14 protein-coding genes are annotated in these 20,326 nt (G+C 63.4%); 4 read left to right on the top strand and 10 right to left on the bottom strand.

Annotated features, from left to right (window positions below; genetic code table 11):
- Positions 1-2: 2 nt before the first annotated feature.
- The 5 genes from BRA1417_RS0118980 to BRA1417_RS0118960 form a co-directional block, all read right to left on the bottom strand.
- The gene (locus tag BRA1417_RS0118980; protein ID WP_027517147.1) at positions 3-971 is read right to left on the bottom strand and encodes an ABC transporter substrate-binding protein; all 969 of its coding nucleotides are present in this window, start codon (positions 969-971) and stop codon (positions 3-5) included.
- 51 nt (positions 972-1,022) lie between these two features.
- Positions 1,023-1,727 carry a GntR family transcriptional regulator gene (locus BRA1417_RS0118975; protein ID WP_035968640.1) on the bottom strand — a complete coding sequence of 235 codons (705 nt, stop codon included), beginning with the start codon at positions 1,725-1,727 and terminating at the stop codon, positions 1,023-1,025.
- A gap of 213 nt (positions 1,728-1,940) precedes the next feature.
- Positions 1,941-3,089 (bottom strand): ABC transporter substrate-binding protein, encoded by a 1,149-nt coding sequence (locus BRA1417_RS0118970; protein ID WP_027517145.1) that lies wholly within the window; start codon positions 3,087-3,089, stop codon positions 1,941-1,943.
- Between the two features lie 892 nt (positions 3,090-3,981).
- Entirely contained in the window at positions 3,982-5,007 is a 1,026-nt protein-coding gene (locus BRA1417_RS0118965; protein ID WP_027517144.1) for a glycoside hydrolase family 5 protein, read from the bottom strand.
- Positions 5,004-6,314, bottom strand: coding sequence for an O-antigen ligase family protein (locus BRA1417_RS0118960; RefSeq protein WP_027517143.1), 1,311 nt, complete (start codon positions 6,312-6,314; stop codon positions 5,004-5,006). Before BRA1417_RS0118960 ends, BRA1417_RS0118965 begins: the two co-directional genes overlap by 4 nt.
- A gap of 224 nt (positions 6,315-6,538) precedes the next feature.
- Between BRA1417_RS0118960 and BRA1417_RS0118955 the strand changes: the two genes are divergently transcribed.
- On the top strand, positions 6,539-7,675 hold the full coding sequence (locus tag BRA1417_RS0118955) for a GNAT family N-acetyltransferase (RefSeq protein ID WP_027517142.1): 1,137 nt from the start codon (positions 6,539-6,541) through the stop codon (positions 7,673-7,675).
- Positions 7,676-7,707: 32 nt separating this feature from the next.
- Here the strand turns inward: BRA1417_RS0118955 and BRA1417_RS0118950 are convergent, their stop codons facing one another.
- Positions 7,708-8,931 (bottom strand): NAD(P)/FAD-dependent oxidoreductase, encoded by a 1,224-nt coding sequence (locus BRA1417_RS0118950; RefSeq protein WP_027517141.1) that lies wholly within the window; start codon positions 8,929-8,931, stop codon positions 7,708-7,710.
- A gap of 433 nt (positions 8,932-9,364) precedes the next feature.
- Here BRA1417_RS0118950 and BRA1417_RS0118945 point away from each other — a divergent pair, with 433 nt between their 5' ends.
- A complete protein-coding gene (locus BRA1417_RS0118945; RefSeq protein ID WP_027517140.1) occupies positions 9,365-10,711 on the top strand; it encodes a lipopolysaccharide biosynthesis protein in 1,347 nt (448 codons plus the stop codon).
- Positions 10,712-10,763: 52 nt separating this feature from the next.
- Here BRA1417_RS0118945 and BRA1417_RS0118940 read toward each other — a convergent pair whose 3' ends face one another.
- Positions 10,764-12,857 carry a GumC family protein gene (locus tag BRA1417_RS0118940; protein WP_027517139.1) on the bottom strand — a complete coding sequence of 698 codons (2,094 nt, stop codon included), beginning with the start codon at positions 12,855-12,857 and terminating at the stop codon, positions 10,764-10,766.
- Positions 12,858-13,139: 282 nt separating this feature from the next.
- Here BRA1417_RS0118940 and BRA1417_RS0118935 point away from each other — a divergent pair, with 282 nt between their 5' ends.
- Positions 13,140-14,315 (top strand): glycosyltransferase family 4 protein, encoded by a 1,176-nt coding sequence (locus BRA1417_RS0118935; protein ID WP_027517138.1) that lies wholly within the window; start codon positions 13,140-13,142, stop codon positions 14,313-14,315.
- 30 nt (positions 14,316-14,345) lie between these two features.
- Positions 14,346-15,881 carry a hypothetical protein gene (locus BRA1417_RS0118930; RefSeq protein WP_027517137.1) on the top strand — a complete coding sequence of 512 codons (1,536 nt, stop codon included), beginning with the start codon at positions 14,346-14,348 and terminating at the stop codon, positions 15,879-15,881.
- Here BRA1417_RS0118930 and mdlC read toward each other — a convergent pair.
- From mdlC to BRA1417_RS0118915, 3 genes are read right to left on the bottom strand one after another with little or no spacing between them, the layout of a single operon-like run.
- Positions 15,878-17,485 carry a benzoylformate decarboxylase gene (mdlC, locus tag BRA1417_RS0118925; protein ID WP_027517136.1) on the bottom strand — a complete coding sequence of 536 codons (1,608 nt, stop codon included), beginning with the start codon at positions 17,483-17,485 and terminating at the stop codon, positions 15,878-15,880. The two genes, BRA1417_RS0118930 and mdlC, sit on opposite strands and share 4 nt — an antisense overlap.
- Positions 17,486-17,521: 36 nt before the next feature.
- A complete protein-coding gene (locus BRA1417_RS0118920; RefSeq protein ID WP_027517135.1) occupies positions 17,522-18,970 on the bottom strand; it encodes an aldehyde dehydrogenase in 1,449 nt (482 codons plus the stop codon).
- 28 nt (positions 18,971-18,998) lie between these two features.
- Positions 18,999-20,324, bottom strand: a complete 1,326-nt coding sequence (locus BRA1417_RS0118915; protein ID WP_027517134.1) for an MFS transporter — start codon at positions 20,322-20,324, stop codon at positions 18,999-19,001.
- Positions 20,325-20,326 lie beyond the last annotated feature (2 nt).

Raw genomic sequence — 20,326 nt, 5'->3', positions numbered from 1 at the left:
CGTTACGGCTTGGTTGGAACCGGCTTGAACCTGGTCGAGATGACGTCCTCGACCGGCACGATGTCCTTGAGCCCGCCGAGCTTGGCGAGGTCTAGGGACAGCTGCACGGCCGCGTTCACGTCAGGTGCGCCCATGTCGCCGCTGGTCTCGAGCTTCATGATCGTGTTGTCATATTCCAGGGCGGCGATCTCGGCCGGCATTTCGTAGAGCTCGGCGATCAGCTTGACGGTCATGTCGCGATTGGCGCGCATGAACGCAACCGCGCCATAGAGGGCGTTCACCGCCTTCTGAACCAGCTGAGGCTTTGTCTCCGCCAATTTGTCCAGCACGATCCAGCCTGCCGTGAGGTTCGGCGGCACCGCCGTGGCATAATCGAGAATCGACTTGGCTTCGCCCGACTTCGAGATCTGGAAGCTCAGCGGCGAATAGACCACGGCGGCATCGACGTTGCCTGCCAGGAGGTTCGGCACCAGACCGCCGCCCCCAACCGGGACGCGCGTGAAGTCGATCTTCTTGTCCTGGAGTGTCCACAGTGCGAGCAGGTCGGAACCGGAGCCGGCGGCGGTGATCGCGACCTTCTTGCCGTTGAGGCCCTTGACGTCGAGCGTCGACTTGGCCGGGACCATCAACTGCCAGCCAAAATTTCCCATCGCGGCATTGGCCACGATCCGTGACATCACACCCTTCTTGCGTCCCGCGGAGACCAGCGAGGGCGGATCGAGGATGATGTCGGCCGCACCCGCAGCCATGCCTTCGAACGTCTCTGCACCACTGCGGTAGATCGTCAGTTCGGCCTGGATGCCTTCCTTCTCGAACAATTTCTGCCGCACGGCCGTCTCGGCGATCGTCGTCGGCCAGTAGGTCTTGGTCGGCAGGCCGACGCGGATGGTTTCGGCCGCGGCGGCAGGGCCGGCGAGCACGCCGGCTACGAAGAGCGACGCCAATAGCGCCTTGCGGCGAGTTATTTTCATGATCTGTTTCCTCCCGGTCTCTGTTTTTCTTTGCCGAATTTTTCCGGATCGTCAGTTCGCGCCGTTCACCTCCGCAATGCGAGGCGCGGCGAGCTCGACAAACTCTTTGGTGATGCCGAAGTGCTTTGCCAATGCGCGAACCGCCGCATCCACGTCGCGTTTGACGACGGCAGCGACAATCGCCTTATGTTCAGCCTCGACGTCGCGCGGCTTGCCGACCTCCCTGCGGATCGAGAGGCGGCGATATCGCTCGCTTTGTTCGTGCAGCACGTCGCGGAAGCCGAGCAGCCACGGCGAGCCGCAGGCATTGACCAGTGCACGATGGAAGATGCGATGGCGGACCACCCACTCCTCATAATGCACTGTCGGGTCGTCGGGGTAGCGATAGGGAACGGCCTTCAGGTCCGCCCAGGCGGATTTCACCGAGGCAAGCCAGGCATCGTCGCCCCGCTCGATCGAGCGACGGAGCGCAAGGCCCTCGATGTCGATCCGGGTCTGCGTCACGTCGGCGAGATCGGCGAGTGACACCTGGCTCACCCGGAAGCCACGCTGGTCGGACGCCAGCACGAGCCCGTCGGCGACCAGTCGGGAAAGCGCCTCACGTACGGCGGCAAGGCTCACGGAAAACTGTTTGGCGAGGCCGGCGATATGCAGCTTCTGCCCCGGAAGCAGCCGCGTCGCCAGGATGTCGGCGCGCAAGCGCTCGTGCAACGCAGATGTCAGGCTGCGCGGACCATCCCCGGGGCTTCCGGTCATATGAAACTGAAGCGGACCCATGGGTCGAATGATGGCAAGGCCGCGCGGAGGGGTCAATAGAAAATCGAAAATCGATTTTTCTGGTGGTGCCCGGGAATGGAACGACCCTATCCCAATCAACCATCTCTGGCTCCCAACGGACCATCAACCAGGATCCGCGTAGTCGTGGTTGCCCGCGCCCACGACCTCGTACAAGACCTGATTGGCGCGCCGCTACTTTGCCAGGCGGAACTTCCCGCCTTCGACCTTGATGAGAAAGGCCGAGCGCTCATCATAGCCGTTGTGATCGGTCTTGCTCATGTTCGACAGCCCATTGTTGAGATAGATGTTCTGCCCTCGCTCGAGTGCGTCCCGCAGAGCCGCGCGAAATTCGGTTGTGCCAGGCTTTGCCATCTTCAGCGCATCCGGTGCGGCTTTTCCGATCAGCGCGACGACATCCCAGAGGTGAGCAGCAAACATGTTGGGCTTTTGCCCGTTCGCCGCTTCATACGCGGTCACGAACTCCTCCGTGGAGCGACGGAACGGATCTCCCGCGGGAAGATCGGCGGCAATGGTAAAAGCCTCGCCCGCGAATACGGCACCTTCGACGTTCGCGCCACCGAGCTTGATGAACTCCTCACTGGCCACGCCGTGTGTCTGAAATATCTTCCCGGCGTATCCTCGCTCGCGGAGCGCCTGCTGCGGCAAGACCGCCGGAGTTCCCGCGGACGCGATGAAGACGGCATCGGGATTGGTCGACATCACCTTCAGCGCCTGACCGGTGACGCTGGTGTCGGCGCGTGCATAGACTTCATGTGTGGTCACGGTCAGGCCCAACGCGGGCGCGAGGCGGCTCACCTCCTTGTAGTAGCCCTCGCCGTATCCATCAGAAACGCCGATATAGCCGAGCGTCTTCACGCCTGATGTCGCGATATGCTTCAGGATGGCGGCCGCCATGAGGTCGTCATTGGGAACGACCTTGAAAGCCCAGGCGCGCTTCTCATCCATCGGTTGGACGATGGCCGTAGCGGCGGCGAGCGACAGCAGCGGCGTCTTCGATTCGAGCGCGACATCCAGCATCGGCATGGTCACCGGGGTCAGAGAGGAGCCGACCAGCACGTCGACCTTGTCCTGGATCACCAGCCGGCGCGCGTTCTGGATCCCTTTGGTCGAATCCGACTCGTCGTCCAGGACGATATAGGTCACCTTCTCTCCACCGATCTCTTTCGGAAGAGCTGCAACCGTCCTAAGCTGCGGTTGGCCCAGTGCGGATCCCGGGCCGCTTGCCGAAATCACGATTCCAATCTTGATGTCCGCGTGAGCAGCATGTCCATAGAGGACGCATGCCACAAGAAGCGAGGCTCGCGCGAAACCGATCTTCATGTCCTGTTCCTCCCGTCCGCTTTGATGCCTCCGCCGGGTACATCGGCGAGCTTGCAGTGCTCCCCAGGAGGCGCCGTCGCTGCCCAGAAGGCGTCCCGCGGTCCCGAGCGACTAGGCGGATCATGCTAAGCGGATCGCAGCAACGTGTCTGTCCCTAGCGTTAGGGACAAGGAGTAGGCGGACGCACCGCCGCATTCTCGCGGCGCATTCGCCCGAGCTTTGCTTGGTCACTCCACCCTCTTGTCCAAGAGGGCACAGGGAAGGCCGGGTGCCGGCTGGCACCCGCGGTCCGCTGCGCGAAAAGCACACGCAGGAAAACCGCACAGCAGCATACAGGTGTAGCCAATCACTCGGCCTTCCCTGCGCGATGGTTGGACGGCTTATGCCGTGCTCTCCCGGGAGCCGAGTTCCTTTTGGCCTCCCTCGTCCTCACAGAAGTCGCCGACACCACGCCGGTTGACGCAGATGCCGCATCCGCAAGAGCTTGACCGTAGCAACGACGGCCAGGACCACACGGTTTTGCCGTACGCACGGCCCGCCATTTCGCCGCAGTTTTCCCAGCCCTGTCGACGGAGCCGGAAACTTACAGGCGAGACGAACCTAGCAGCGCCGCTCGTCGGAACGAAGCCTTGGGCTCACGGAGAGCAATCCGCCCTGCCCACACCTCTCGCACCCGAACGCTGCCGCGTCCACCGCAAGCCCGGCTCGCGAACATGACGACCACAAGATCGCCCCTCAAGGATGAGCCGGGATGGCCGACACATACGTCATTTCCGAATTTCGGTAAAGCGGAATATTTTCACGGAAATGGGTTGACGGGGTGCCGGGTGTTTTGCCCGACGGGTCCTGCCCGTCACCCCTTCCGCCAAGTAAACGGACTCGGGACGCGATTTCAACGCGTCGCCGGCATCAACGCACGCAGGATACCCGGCTTCCAGGCCTGACGCGCACTGTCGAACGCCGCGAAGTCATGATCGAACTGCCAGTAGGCCCATGACCAGCCGAGCCTGTCGGCGCTTCTCGCCACGAATGACAAATACCGCTGCCGGCTGTCGGACGGCGCACGCTCGTACACTCCGAACTCGCCGACATAAACAGGGCGCTGCTCTTTCTCCGCCCAGAGGCTCATCTTCCTGAAGTCGGCGGCAGCCTTCGCTTCATCCTCCGGGCTGCCCCAGTTCAGGGGCCCGATCCGCGAAAACGTCGGAGACCACGGCGCGCCCTGATGGGTGAACCGTATCGGCGCGTAATAATGAAACGTGACGATGAGATGCCTGTCCTCGGCCGGGAGAACCAACTCGTCGACAGGGATCTCGTCCGTGTTGAGAACGGCGGCGATGACAGGCCGTTCGGGATTGGTGCGGCGGATGATCCCGAGACATTCATTGAGGAGCGAATTCCAGCCGGCGGACGTCATTTCTCCACCAGGCTCGTTCAACACCTCGAAAACGAGTGCCGGATATTTGCCGGCATAGCGCTCGGCAATCTGCCGCCAGAACGCCTTGAGCTTCTCGGCGCATCCGGAAACGTCGCGTTGGCAAAGGTGAGTATCGTGCTCGTCGACAACGGGAATGAGCTTCCTCGCGAGAACCTCCTCGATGACGGCGTCAAGCCGCCTCAGGACGATCTCATCCATGACATTCCCCGGCCCCATGAACTTGAAGCCGAAGAAATTGATCCTGACATGCGCGAAACCGGCCTTCTTGATCGCGGTCAAATTGTCCAGGCGAAATGGCGCGTTTTGGCCGCCTTCCCAGATTCCATCGTAGCCGAGAATGTTGATACCGCGACCCAGTTTTGGCGTGTCACGGGAGGCAACCTGCTCGGCCCCCTGGGCGTGGGAGGACAGCGATGCAAGGAAAACCACAATAGCCGCGAGATTAACGCTTCTCGGCCAGCGAGCGCGCATGGCGGTCATACTGCTTCCATTCCTAAAGTCTGGAAATCCGTCGGTCGCACCGGCCTGCACGTCGCAAAGAAAAAGCCCACCAGGAGCACGGACGTGAACATCGTCGAACGAAGGAACGTCGTCTCCGTAAAATTGGTCTGAAAGCTGAGGACGACGAATCCGATGATGAGTGCACAGTGCGACCGATCGATCGTGCGAGCGGAAATCAGATGGAGGATCTTGTGCGAGAACAGGAGGACGCTCGCGGCAAAGAGCGTGTATCCCAAAAATCCAGTCTCCATCAGGATCGCGATGTAGCCGCTATGATAATTGTCGAGCACCCAGCCGTGATTCTGTTCGAAATAATCGTAGATCGAGGGGATTGTCCAGAAGCCGTTGATGCCGAAGCCGAGCAGCGGCGCATCGTTGAAATGGCTTATCGCGTAGTGCCAGATGAAAGTCCGCTCGGTGAAATCGATGCTCGCATCGCCGATATGGATGGCGTCGTATCCCGTCGCGTAGAAGTACAGGATCAGAAGTCCGGCCAGAACGCACATGACGAACGGCAGGAGCGCATAGAGCCTCATGCAGCCGACCGACCACATCGAAGTCACGAGCATGGCGCAGGCGGCCAGAGCGACAGCGCCGGCGCCGCGCGATTCCGACGCGAAGACACAGGTTGACGCCAGCAGGAACACGGCGAGGAAAGCCAGCCACCCCTGCCCCGTCATCTTTCGATAGCAGGCCAAGAACATCAGATACGCGCCGACGAAGCCGAGCGTCTGCTTGGATTCGTAGACGCCCTGCCATTGGCCGTTGTGCATCCAGCTATGGTCGATCCCGATGTCGGGCACGGCCACCGCACAGACAGCCGACGCGGCGACCAATATCAAAAGCCCAAAGGCTGTGGCTTTCACGATTTCGTCCAGGTCGACGCGCGTGACGAGGCAAAATGCACCGAACGTCGTCATCGCAAGCGCCGCGCTCTTCATGATCGCCGCGACGCTCAGGCTGGACCAGAACACCGAGACAATTGCGAAGGCGTAGAATGCGACCAGCGCCACCAGATCGGGATTGACCTGCAACCGCAGGCGCGGCTGCACGAATGCACTTGCGTAGATCAGGACGGCCCACATCAGAAGGGCAACGGCCTGTTGCAGAAAGCTCAGCTCCGCCGGCAGTAGCGCTGCGTTGAAGATGCCCATCGATGCGACCACGTTGATGGTGATCGAACAGCTGATCGCGAACCTGGCTATCTTCTCGACGCCAACGCTGCGCGTCGTCCAGATCGCGCTCCCGGGTGCTCCGGAATCCACCTCGGTCTGCAGGCTGGCCATGAGATGACCTTCCTTAAGCGCGGTTAATAATTTGCTAGCGCAGGCCGATCTCACGCCGCCAGGCGGCGCCGTTGTGAGAAATTAACGGTTTGGTAACGATGTGAGCCTTGCGCGAGGCATTAATGCAAATCACACGCCGCCGGTGTCTCGCCCGTAACGAACCTGCTATAAAGCGCAGGTCCGGCTCGATCGATCGTCCCGAGCTATCCGGTTTCCCTGGTATCATGAACAGACATAGCAGCACGTTCAACATTGCCGTCGAGCAGGGATTCGACTTCCTGTCGCCTGATTACGCGGAGCTGTTTGACAACTCGGCTGCCACCGCGTTCCAGCATCCGCTCTGGCTCGACACCCTCTATACCAGGCTCGCGTCTCATGCAGGCGCAACGCCTCTCGTTGTCGTGGTCCGCCACCGCGCGACGGGCGGCCTTGCGATGGTGCTGCCCTTGCTGCGGATCCGGCGCGGCCCGATACGAACCGTCGAATTCGCCGACCTCCGCGTCTCCGACTATCTGGCGCCGGTGTGCAGCCCGCAGATCTTTTCCGAGTTGCTCAAGGACGAGAGTGCGTGCGCGGAAATCAGGTACCTCGTCCGCCCGTTCGATCTGCTCCGAATGACCAAGCTGCCGGACGGACGGCTTCCGATCGAGAACCTCCTGGCGACGCCCCGCCGCGTCGCGATGGACTCCAACGCTTACGCGACCGTTCTCGTCGCGCCGTTCGAGCAATGGCGCGCCAGTACGATGGACCGCTCCTACCAGAAGGAGCTCGCAAAGAAATCCCGGCAGCTCCAGAAGAAGGGCGACTTAAGTTTTTCATGCTGCAGCGACAGCGCCTCCGTCCTCGACGCATTGGACGTGATGAGGAAGTTTCGCGGTCCACGCTTTCAGACTCAAGGCGATGGCGATCTGCTCCAACGCTCCGAATATTACGGCTTCTATTCCGAGATGGCGCAGCGCGGCCTCGGCTCCTTTGTCCGGCTCTATGCCATGAAGATGGATGGCGAGGTGATCGCCGCCGTGCTCGGGCTCTGCCATCGAGGCAGCTTCCTCGTCATCATGAGTGCCTTCGACATTGCCGGATACAAGAGCCAGTCCCTGGGCGCACTGATGTTCGAGCAGGTGGCGAAGGACTGCATCGAGCGCGGGGATCAGATGCTCGATTTCACCATCGGTGACGAGCCCTACAAGAAACTGTTCGGCGCGCAGCCTTCGCCGATGTGGGCGGTCACGCAGGCCGGCAGCACGGTGGGCGCCATTTCCTTGTTCGCACTGAAACAGGCTCCCTGGCTCAAACAGGCCGCCAAGCGAATGTCGGAGTTCAGGCTTCTGCCGACGGGGACGTCAACGCCAACGCGCTGACAGGCGCGAGGCCCCCGACGATACGACGGTTCTCAGGCGCGTAGCGCGCTTCGAACCTGCGCGAGCCAGCCTGGCCGCATTTGATCGACCCGGTGGGTGATCCTGCGTCGCAAGAAGTGCAGCCGCCGCCGCACATCCCAGCCGATATCGTTGCGGGACGTCAGGGCCTGCCGGAAGCGCGCCATCTTCAGCGACTGCTGGTCGGCCGCGATCTTGTCGGGATCGGAATAGAATTCCGAAATCTTCTCCCGGCTCATGCCCTCGGTCACCAGCCAACGCGGCGCATATACAGTGCAGAGCCGCTCGACGTCGACCAACAGGCGGGCAACTCCCGTGCCGGCGGCCGGGCAATTGGTCTGGAATGCATCGCCGATGAGCACGACGCCGGGCTGGAGATGTCCTTCCACGACGGACAGGTCCATCACCCAATTTTGCACCCGGTCGATCACGTGGAAATCGCCAAGGTAAGGCCGCAATCCGGGCAGCAGGCGCAGAACCGTCGCTTCCGGTTCGCGGCGCAATTCGCGCATGATCGGATCGGCCGGGTCGCGGAACATGAAGAGGTTTGCCCGCATGCCGCCACGCACGGGAAACAGGCTGAGATAATCGATGCCGTCCGCCGTGCGCTCGCCGTAACAGGTCAGCGCTTCGAAATCGAACGGCGCATCGTCCCGGCGGGCGATCGTGAAGCCGAACGAAACCGAATGGCGCTCCGCAAGCACGCGCCGCTTGATGCCGAGCTTGTAGCCGAGAACGCCCGCCATGCCCGTGGCCAGCACGACGAGGCGCGCAGTTATACGCCGTCCGGACGCGAGCTCGATATGCTGGATATCGTCGCTACAGTTGACGGCCGTGACCTCGTCGACGATCAGGCTGGACGGATCAGGCAGTTGGCTGCGCGCCATGGCGACGAGATCGGCATAGGGGAGTCCATACGCCCGGCCGACGCTGACATCGACCACCTTGCCGTCCCTGATATTGAGCACCTGGTCATATCGGCAGGCCACCTTGTCGAGCGCGTCGAGGAAGCCCAGCTTACGCAACATCTCCAGCTGATGGCCGCCGATTTTCTCGACCCGGAACTCGTCCGGATGGACCGCGCGCTTGTCGACGAGAGCGACACGATACCCTGACCGCGCGAGCACGGCCGCCGCCAGCGAGCCCGCAAGGCCGCCGCCAACGATCGCGATGTCGGCGACGATCGTCGAAGGGCCGGCTGCGGCAATCGGCTCGGGTTCGTTGCTATCCGCCGTCATGATCCAGGCTCCCACGGTCAACGATGCTTGCCCGTGCAATTCTCTCGCCTGATGTCGCATCGCAGGACCAAACGCGATCATTTCTCGCTATCTCGGTTAATGCAGCGCAGACCTGCCCGGCCCGATGAGATTCGGCACGCGCCTTGCTCGGGATGGCCATTCCCGGCGAGCCGGTCCGCATTCCAGCGGCTCATCTCGCCTCATTGGCCGTCGATGCGGCGCTATGCCGCCACGCGATCAGGCTGAAGTTTGCTCTATCTGGGACAATGGGCTCAACGATGTTCCATAGTGAAGCAACAGGCATGGCCGCGACATCGCCGCGGTCGGCGGGATCATGGAGGCCGCTCATTAACACTCGTGGTTTTTCGCCATGCTAGGCTGTCGCAAGCAATCGGAAAGTGTCTCTTCAGGAAAGTTGCCTCGTTAAGTTTTCATGATCGAATCCATCGTCCAGTTCATGCGGCGCGACGTGACGCGCGGTGTTGCCGGAACCATCCTTCTCAAGGTTGGTAGCGGCGCGCTTGCGTTCGCGTTGTTCTCGCTTGCGGCACGAACGATGTCGCCCGATGGGTTCGGCATCTTTGCGACCTGGCTTTCGGTGGCCCAGATGGCGGCGGTCGTCGGACTGGTGGGCCAAGAATCGCTGCTGGTGCGATTTCTGAACGAGTATCGGGTGGGAAATCAGCCCGATCTCACCAAAGGCGTGCTGCTATCGAGCCTGAAGATTTCCTCCGTCGCGATGCTGATTGCGATCGGCGCAATCGCGATCGGCGCGAACATCAAAGGCGCCTCGTGGCTGCTGGTCATCGCGGTGTCGGCCTACACGGCCGTGAATGCGGGACTGATGCTTGGCAGCCAGATCGCACGCTCGCTGGTCAGCATTCTCATGGGCGAAGGAAACAGGGAGTTCTTCTGGCGCGTCAGCGTCGTGCTGTTCCTGCTCGCAATCATGTTCGGCCATCGCCAGCTCGATCCCGCCGAATTGATCGCCGTGATGACGATTGCCATGTCGGTCGGACTGATTGCACAGATCATCGCGATTGCGCGAACCCTGCCGGATTTCCGCGGCACGGCGGCGGGGTCCGAGATGTCGCGCTGGAGATCGAGCGCGCTTCATTTCTGGGTCGCATCCATCCTCGAGGCCGCGAACCAGTATTTCGACGTCATTCTGGTCTACTGGATGCTGGACCCGACAACCGCCGGAATTTACTTTGCCGCTTCGCGCCTGGCCAACATCTTCGCCATGCTGTCGGCGGCACTGTACAGTTTTGGCGCACGTCGACTGCCCTCGCTGTACTTCAGCAAGAACCATCAGGAGTTCGAGCGAACGTTGCGGCTCATGGCGGAAGTGACCGCGGTGTGCGTGGTCAGCGGACTCCTCCTGATCTGGGTTGGAGGTCCCCATCTGCTCAACCTGTTCGGGCCGCATTTCGCTGCGCAACACTGGGTCTTGATCGTGCTCGCGATCGGAACGGCGTTCCAGGCCGCGGGCGGTCCGTCTGCGGCGATCTTGCAGCTGACCGGCTATGAGCGCGAATATGTCCCCGTGATCGCGGGGAACGTCGCGCTGCGGCTGGTCGGATTTCTCGTCCTCATTCCCTGGCTCGGCGTTCTTGGCGCAGCGATCTCGGCCACTGTGTCGCTGGCGCTTGCGACCATTGCTCTCAACATCCTCTGTCGCCGGCGAACCGGGGTCGATCCATCGATTCTGGGGCTTTTGCGCTTCTCGACATCGAAGCCTAGCGCCTACGCGGTCCGTGGCGCGGACTCCGGCGAATAGACGTCTGTTCAGCGAGACGATTGCACGGCTTGGCAATCCGTTGCCGGTGGCGTCAACCAGCCAGCCCCAGCACTTCGCCGCGACGCGACGCCGACGGGCCGGCCGGCACACGATTGACGACGATGCCCGTCGGCACGCCGGCAAACCGGGAGAGCGCAGCGATTGCCCTGCGCATTGCGGCGGAGTCGACGGCGTCCTCGCGCGCGACCAGCATGACAAGATCGGCGTGAGCAGCCAGCGCCGCCGCCTCCGGCTGCAACGCCAGGGAGGTGGCGTGGACGACGATCAGATCGAACTCCGAGCGAATATCGTCCGCGGGCTGTGGCTGGGGCTTCTTGCTGGCGCTCAGGAGCTCATCGACGCTGCGGAAATCCGCGGTTGTCATGCCGTCGGCCTGGCCCTTGGCAAGGCCAGCTGCGGCACCGCCGAGGTCCGGCTCGACCCGGATCAACACGCTCAGCTTCCCGGTGTTCAACGCCCATCGATTCAGCGACCGCGCGACGGTGTTGCCGCCGGCCCGCTTCCCGACCGACATCACGAGGACGACCTTGCCACGAGGTCCCGGCACCTTCTCCAGCCGCTCCAGCAGCGGACGCAGATGCGGTCCGAGATCGAGTTCGGTCGTCGCGGACACCGGACCTTGCCAGATGTTTCTGGGGACCTCGCCAGGCGTCAGGTCGGGAATGCGGGCCCAAACCGGCGGACGTGACCACGTCGCGGGCGGGCGCGGAGCCGGCTCGGGGTCGCGGCTATCAGGCGCGGACTTGTCCGATCCGCGTCCCGTGGCGACAACGACCGCCGTCGATGTCAGCAGCGAACCGATCGCGAGAGCGGCGAGCAGCAGAGACAGCGGTGGAAGCGTCGAGCGCAGCGGCGGAATGGCGGACGACGCAATCTTGGTCTGGGAGCTCTGCAAGAGGCGCTGCTCGTTCGTCGTCTTGGAGCGCGAGAGGAACTGCTCGTAGATGTTTCTGTTGGCCTCGGCGTCGCGCTGCAGCTCCTGGAGCCGGACCAGTGCCTGACCATCGACCAGAAGCTGCGATTCCGCCGCCTTCATCTGGCCTTCCAGCGCCTTCTGCTGTTCGCGCTGGGCCTCGTATTCCGATTTTGCGGTATCGATGCCCTTCGTCCGCTCGACCTCGATCTGCCTGTTGAGATCGGTCAACTGGCTGTACGACATGACGAGGTCGGGATGGCGATCGCCGAACACCGCCCGCTTCTGCGCAATCTGGTCATTGAGCGCCGACCGCTGTGCGCGCAGGGCGCTCAGGAGATCCTGCTTGACGGGGCTATCGACATTCGCCTTCACGTCGCGCTGCGCCTGCTCGTAGCGGGCCTTCGCTTCTTCGGTCCGGGCCCGCGCAGCGGCAACCTGCTGCGACAGTTCGGTGACCCGCAATTGCTGGGTGGTGGAATCCTTGCCCGCGTTGACGATCCTGTGCTCGAGCTTGAACGTGGCCACGGCGTCCTCTGACGCCTTCAACCGTTCGTTCAATGATTTGAGCCGGCCACTGAGCCAGTCGGCGGCCTCGTCGGTCGCGTCAGTGCGGCTGCGGCCCTGGCTGGCGACGAACGCCTCGGCGATGGCATTGGCATAGTAAGCCGCCCGCTCCGGCCGGTTCGACGTGAAACGGATGGCGATGACATAGGTCAGCCCGCGCCGGGAAATGTCGAGGCGGTTGCGGAATCTCTCGAGCAGGCGCGCGGGGTCGGTATGTCCTCCGGAAATGTCCTGGTCGTCCCGAATCTTGAGCTGCTCGATCAGCGGCTCGAGAAAGCCGTCGGACTTCGCCACTTCGACCAGGCTTTGCAGCGCGGCGCTATCCTGCCCGATGCCCGGCAGAACGTCCTGCTCCGAGGTCACGCGTTGCTCGCGGGGATCGACCACGACCAGCGCGGTCGCGGCAAACCGAACCGGGATCACCAGGAGAACGACGACGCCAAGGACAAAAATAGCGAGAGCGAGCGTCAGGATGCGGCGAGCGTTGTCCCGCATGAAGGAGAGCGCACCCGCGGCCGTGAGCGCACCGCCCAAGCGCGTGGCGGATTCGCGCGACTCGCCGTTCGACGCATGTCGCGTCTGCCACGACGCGGCGGCACCGGTCGATCCGGAACTTGTCGGGTCTGCGCGGCGACCGAACGTCATGGATTTTACTCGGATTCAACTGGCGAACACTGTTCAGTGCCTGCTCCAACGTAAATATCTATGGTTAATCCGCGGTTACCTGCGCCTGGCGCGGTCATGACCAACTGGTTAACGCGCTCGCTTCGTTTTGTCGGGAACCAGCGGAATTCATTCGCGAACGATGCCCTTGCGGCAGGGCGCGCATTAACTCCGTTTATTGCTAGTCGGTGTCCGCGCGATGCCCGCATGGTAGATACGGAGTTAAGAAGTTGAAAAATTCGTTTCTTCAGTGGGTCGGGATCCGTGCTGCATTACCAGCCAGACAAGGCGTTGGGCGAGACGACTGCGACAGCACTCCCGCCGCCTAACGGTAGCGCACAAAAGCCGCACGTGCTCCTCGTACAGACCCAGGCCGAGAACGCCGGTGCGCAGGAGATCTCGCGCCTGCTTGGCGCCGGGCTGACCGCCCGCGGCTATCGGGTCACCAATCTGTTCTTCTTTCGCAAGTCGGATTCGTTCGATGAGCCGCCCGACACGATCTATTGCGCGTCGCGCCGACCGGGAAATCCGCTGGCGCTGCTGCGAATGCTGTGGACGCTCGGCGGCCATATCAGGGCCACCAGGCCCGACGCCGTTCTGACGTTTCAGCACTTCGGCAATGTCATCGGCGCCGGCGTGGCGCGCCTGATCTGCCGTGCGCCTGTCATCGCCAATCAGGTTTCATCCGCGCTGTCGATGAGCTGGCCAGTCCGCACCGCCGACATCGTCATGGGCAGCCTCGGCTTCTTCGACCGCATCACGCTCAACTCGCAGGACATGCAGCGCGAGTATTCGCGCTACCCGAAGGCCTATCGCTCGCGCATGGTGCATGTCCCGCACGGCTTCGACGACAAGGCGCTCACCCTGACGAAGCAAGCCGCGCGACAGAAATTCAATCTGCCGCCGGAAAGCACCCTGCTCGGCTGCGCAGCAAGATTGCATCCGCACAAGCGGCTCGACGCGGCGATACGTCTGTTGCCGGATCAACCCTCCTGGCAGCTCGCGCTGGCCGGCCAGGGAGCCGACGAGGCCCGGCTGCGGCAGTTGGCGGATGAGTTGAGAGTATCGGACAGGCTGCATCTGCTCGGCGAAATCACCCCGCGCCAGATGGCGGAGTTTCTCGCGGCTCTCGACGTGTTCGTATTTCCGACGCAGGCGGAGACCTTCGGCCTTGCCGCTGTGGAGGCCGCAAATGCCGGCGTTCCCTCCGTCGTCACCGATCTCCCGGTCTTGCGCGAGGTGTTGTCCGTCGAAGGCAAGCCGACAGCGCTTTTCGTCGATGCCACCGATCATACCAAGCTGTCGGCCGCCGTCTCCCGGCTCCTGACGGACCAAAAACTGAGCGACGAACTGCGACAAAACGCCAAAGGCCTGAAGCTGCGCTATTCAGTGGACGCCATGGTGGAGGAATACGTTCGAATTCTCGGCCAGGTCATTTGATCGGGACGCATTGAAACGGATCGGCTCGACATGACCATCGAGTTTCGCTGTGAAATTGAGAATGCGCGGCGGTGGATGGGCCGCGAGACGCTGTCGATCGGCGGCCGGGATGTACCGGTCCAGATCGCCTGGACGGCAACGGCGGAGCCGCGGCCGGCTGGTCTCGACATGCTGTTCGAAATCGAACGTTTGGTGTTGCACAGGGGCAAACACAGCGGCACCGACAGGCTGAAGATCAATCCCGAACGAATGCAGGCTCGCGCCGGAACGCCTGAGGTGATCGTCGATTTCACCGGTGCCGCGCGGGATCCGAACTGCTCCGCCCAGCAGTATCTCCGCCCGCTGTTCAATGGAGCCGCAGGCGAAAACGCAGCCCTTGCCGCCATACTCGCCGGCGATCTGCCGGTGATCGAAATCATCAACGAGGTCGACGGCGCCGTCCTCGATCGCGGCCACCCCTCCGCCGAAGTCGCGGCCGGTCTGAGCGGCGGACTGGAAACCGTCATGGCGCGAACCCTGACCATGGTGGCGGCCATCCTGTCGGGACGACCGCGCATCGTGCCGCAGCTGGCACGCCCCGCCCTAATTGATAACGGCCGCCCGCCGGCGGCGTACGTTGCGCGCGGCCTAGCGACGTCGATCGCCAAGGAGATCTATCGCCTCTGCTGCTATGCCCCGCATTGGCATGTCGGATGGCGCTTCAATGATGGCGCCGGCGTCTGGCAGAGTGGAGATCTGTCAGGGCCTTCGTGGAACGTCCTTGCCGATCCCGGAAATCACTTCTACGCCGATCCTTTCCCGATCACCTGGCAGGGAAGAACATTCGTCTTCTTTGAAGATCTCGATCACCGGGTTGGAAAAGGAATCATTTCGGCAATCGAGTTCGACGATGCCGGCCCCGTCGGAGAAGTTGTGCCCGTGCTGAACGAGCCTTGGCACCTCTCCTATCCGTTCTTGATCGAGGACGATGGCGCGTTGTGGATGATCCCGGAGAGCTCGACCAATGGGGACGTCGCCATTTACAAATGCGTCCGGTTTCCCGACAAATGGGAGCGGCACGCGACGCTGCTTTCGGGCGTCGAGCTGGCCGATGCCACGATCACGCGACACAACGGCCTGAATTATCTGTTCGGAGCCTGGCGCGACGGCACCGGCGGCTATTCGGATTCGCTGGCGATCTATTACGCCGAGCACCTCATGGGCCCGTGGTTGCCGCATGCCAGCAACCCCGTGCTGATCGATCGCGCGAGCACGCGGCCTGCGGGGAATTTCGTCACCATCAATGACAAATTGTGGCGCCCGGTCCAGGATTGTGCCGGCGGATACGGCGCAGCGCTCGCCCTGGCGGAAATCGTCGAACTTTCGCCGACGACGTTCAAGCAGATTGTCCGCCACTCTCTGCGGCCCGGACCGGCATGGCCCGGCAGGAAGTTGCATACTTTGAACCGCTGCGGCCACCTCGAGGTGATCGACGGATCGCGTGTTCAACCCAAGACCCGCGCCTTCACAAGCAAATTGCCATCTGGCGTTTTGTCGCCGCGAACCAGTCCCTCCACCGCCAGCTAGCGCGGATGGCTGAACAGGTCGGTCGTGGCGTCGTCGACGGCGATATCGACCAGCGCGGGACCGCTCGATGCCAACGCTTCGGTCAGGATGGCGTCGACATCGCCGGCATCGGTCACGCGCCGCCCCGGACAACCCATCCCCCTTGCGAGCGCCACGAAGTCGAGCCCGGGCAGGTCGATCCCGGGCGGGCGATGCGCCTGCATCAGCTGGCTGAAGGCGCGCATCGCGCCATAGCCTGAATTGTTCATGATCACGAAGGTGATCGGCAAGCGGCGTTGCACCGCGGTCCAGATCGCCTGAATGCAATACATCGCCGATCCGTCACCGATCAGGGCGACGATGCGGCGACCCGGCCGCGCCAACGCCACGCCGACGGAGGCCGGCAGGCTGTAGCCAAGTCCGCCGCTCGCCATCGTGTAGAAGCTGTCCGCGCCCGGCCGAGGCAGGAATTGCTGAATGGCGGGGCGATGCGACGGCGCCTCCTCGACCACGATCGCATCGCCCGGCATCAACGCGGAGAGCCGGGCGAGCGCATAGCCCGGCGGAATCGGATTTTGCGCGGCAGGAGCCGCAGGCCGCATCCGCGCGGCCGGCACTTCGCGCTCCGCAATGTCAGGCATCGCCGACAGGAGCCCAGCCAGCGCCTTCGGGAGCGTGCTGATGATGGTGTCACCGACAGAAGCGGATGCGGCTTCCGTCGGATCATCGGTGATCTGCCAGACCGGCGTTCCGTCGTCGAGCAATTCGCATTGTCCTTCGACATGGAAAGTAAATACCGGCGCGCCGACCACGACGATCAGATCGGCGCCGCGCAGGGCGCGGGCGAGACCTCCCGGCGCTGCCGGAAGGAAGCCGGCGAACAGCGGATGCAGTTCCGGAAAGCTCGAACGGCTCGACATCGGACTTGCCCAAACGGCCGCGCTCGCCTGCTCGGCCACAGCGACCATCGCCTCGACGCAGCCGCTGCGATCGATTTCGGGTCCGATAACGAAGATAGGTTTCTTGGCGGCTCGGATCGCCGCGCCGAGCCGGACGATCGCCGCCGGATCCGGCGCAAACTCCGTCGCGATGTGGCGGACCGGCGGAGCGACTGCGGGCCGCGCCCAATCATCCGACGGCACTGACACGAATGTCGGACCGCGCGGATGCTGCATGGCAGTGAGGAAGGCCTGCGCAATCGCCGCTGGAACATCTTCGGCGCGCGCCGGCTCCGCGCTCCATTTCACATAGGGCTTTGGAAACTGTGCGGCGTCCTCGGCGAGGAGATAGGGTCGCATCCGCAACAGGCTGCGCGCCTGCTGCCCGGCTGTCACGATCATCGGCGTCTTGTTGCGGAACGCGGTGAAGAGATTTCCGAGGGCATGACCGAGCCCGGCCGCCGAGTGCAAATTGACGAAAGCCGGACGCCCCGTCGCCTGCGCATAGCCGTCGGCCATGCCGACGACACAGGCTTCCTGCAGACCGAGCACGTAGTCGATGTCGTCGGGCCAGTCGCCCAGGAAGGCAAGCTCGGTCGAGCCGGGATTGCCGAAAACGCGATCGACGCCAAAGGAGCGAAGCACACCGAGGGTCGCTTCCCGAACCGTGAGAACTTTCGAATTCATGAATGGACGTCCTGGTGGGCTTCGCTTGCGGCGCGGTTAGAAGGGATAGTGCTGCGGCTGGGTCTCGATGGTGATCCAGCGCAGATCGGTGAACTCGGCGATGCCGGCCTGGCCGCCGAAGCGGCCGTAGCCCGATCCCTTCACGCCGCCGAACGGCATCTGCGCCTCGTCATGCACGGTCGGGCCGTTGACGTGGCAGATGCCGCTTTCGATCCGCTGCGCCACCGTCAGCGCACGCGCGAGATCGCGGCCGAACACGGCGGCCGAGAGGCCGTACTCGGTGTCGTTGGCGAGCCGCACGGCATCATCCACGCCACGCGCGCGGACCACCGAGACGACGGGACCAAAGCTCTCCTCGGTGTAGATGCGCATGCCGGGCACCACGCGGTCGAGCACGGTGGCCGGAACGACCGTGCCAACCCGGTCGCCGCCCGCGAGCTTGACGGCGCCTCTGGCGATCGCGTCGTCGATCAGTGCAACGACATGCTTGGCCGGCGCCTCGTCGATCATCGAGCCGACCACGACCGGACCGTGGCGCGGGTCGCCGGCCGGAAGCGCAGCCGTTTTCTTCGCAAGCTTCTCGACAAAGGCGGCCGCCACCGCCTCGTCGACGATCACCCGCTCGGTCGACATGCAAACCTGGCCCTGATTGATGAAGGCGCCGAACGCGACCGCCGCGACGGCGGCATCGAGGTCGGCATCATCGAGCACGATCAGAGGCGCCTTGCCGCCAAGCTCGAGCAGCACCGGCTTGAGGTGGCGGCCGGCGAGTTCGGCGATGACGCGGCCGACGCGGGTCGAGCCGGTGAAATTGATCCGCCGCACGGCAGGATTGGCGATCAGGCGCTCGACCAGAGCGGGCGCGTCGGCCGGTGCGTTGGTCAGGACATTCACGACGCCGGGCGGAAAGCCTGCGTCCTTGAAGACCCCGCCGATCAGCCGGTGCGTTCCCGGGCAGATCTCGGAGGCCTTGAGCACGACCGTATTGCCGCAGGCAAGCGCCGTCGCCACGGCGCGAACGCCGAGAATGATCGGCGCATTCCACGGCGCGATGCCGAGGCAAACGCCGGCCGGCTGGCGAACGGACATGGCGAGACATCCCGGCTTGTCCGACGGGATCACCTCGCCCGCGATTTGCGTGGTGAGCGACGCCGCTTCGCGCAGCATGCCGGTCGCGAGCTTGACGTTGAAGGCGGACCAGATCTCCGTCGTGCCGATCTCGGCCATCATGATCCGGACGAAGGCGTCGCGCTTCGCCTCAAGCGCATCTGCGGCCTTCAGCAACAGGGCTCGCCTCGCATTCGGGCCAAGTGCCGACCATCCTGGCAATGCGGCGAAAGCCGCCGCCACTGCGGCGTCGGCATCGGAAGCGGTGGCGGCGGCCGCGCGGCTTGCGACCTCCTGCGACAGCGGATTGCGCCGCTCGAACACCTTGCCGCTGGAAGCGGCCTGATCCTGTCCGTTGACGAGAAGACTGACGTCCATGAAAACCTCCCTGGTGTTGTGGCCAAGCTCAGCCGAGCAGCCGCGACTTGCCGGTTTCACGCGCGAAGCAGAGCGCGATCATCGCCGCGAGCGCGAGCGCGACGTAGTATCCCGTGATCGCGTAGGTGGAGCCCGTCTGCGCAAAAAGGCTGGTGGCGACCAGCGGCGCAATGCCGCCGCCGAGCACCGTCCCGAGCTGCTTTCCAATCGACACGCCGGTGAAGCGAATGCGGGTCGGAAACAGCTCCGGGAAATAGCTCCCTTCGCTGCCGAACATCAGCGGATGGATCACCCCCGCGGCGAGGATCACCGCGCACGTCACCAGCATCGTGTCACGGCTCGCGACCACACCGTAGAATGCAAACATCGAGATGGCTGCGAGCACCACGCCGGCCAGGAACAGACGCTTTCGTCCGATGCGGTCGGACCAGGCGCCGATGAGGGGCATCGCAACGAGCCCGACGAGATTGGCAAACAGCACGGCCTGCGTGATGACGTCCTTCTGGACGCCGAGCTGACGGGTCGCGAAGGAGATGGTGAAGATGGCGGTCAGATAGAAATAGGAAGTCTGCGCCATCTCGGCGAAGAACACGATGAGGATCGGCCGCCAGTGCTCCCGCACTGCCTCGACCACAGGCGCCACTTCAGTCACCTTCGCTTCGCGGAATGTCGCGCTCTCCTCGATGCGCAGGCGCATGTAGACGCCGAGCGCGACCAGCACCGCACTGATCAGGAACGGTACGCGCCAGCCCCATGACAGCAGGTCCGCTTCCGGCAGCCGCGAGATCGTGAGCGCCGCGAACGAGGCGAGCACGACACCGACGGGGCCTGCGGCCTGGATCACCGCGGCCGAGAAGCCGCGCCGGTGCCCGGGCGCCGTCTCGATCGCCATAAGGATCGCCGCGGTCGACTCGCCGCCGAGCGCAAACCCCTGGACGAAGCGCAACGCCACGAGCGCGACGGTCGCGGCCACGCCTGCACTGGCGTAGGTCGGCAACAATCCGATCGACATGGTCGCAAGTCCCATCATGAGCAGCGTACACAGCAAGACCGACTTGCGGCCGAGGCGGTCGCCAAAATGACCGAACACCAGTCCGCCGAGCGGACGCGCCAAAAATCCGACGGCGAACGTCGCGAACACCGCAATGGTCGCCGTGAGCTGGTCGAATTTCGGAAAGAACAGCTGATCGAACACCAGCGGCGCGATCAGGCCGTAGATGAAGAAGTCGTACCATTCGATCGCGGTGCCGATGGTGCCGGCGATCAGGATACGCCGGCGGCTGCTCGCCGTCGGCTCGGCCGCGGCGACGGTCGGAACATGATCGTCGTAGTCCTCCAATGCTCTTATCGTCACGG

Origin of the sequence: Bradyrhizobium sp. WSM1417, from assembly GCF_000515415.1 — a bacterium.
Classification (GTDB): domain Bacteria; phylum Pseudomonadota; class Alphaproteobacteria; order Rhizobiales; family Xanthobacteraceae; genus Bradyrhizobium.
The sequence above is the reverse complement of the archived record's forward strand: the minus strand, read 5'-3'. Positions and strand labels throughout refer to the sequence as shown.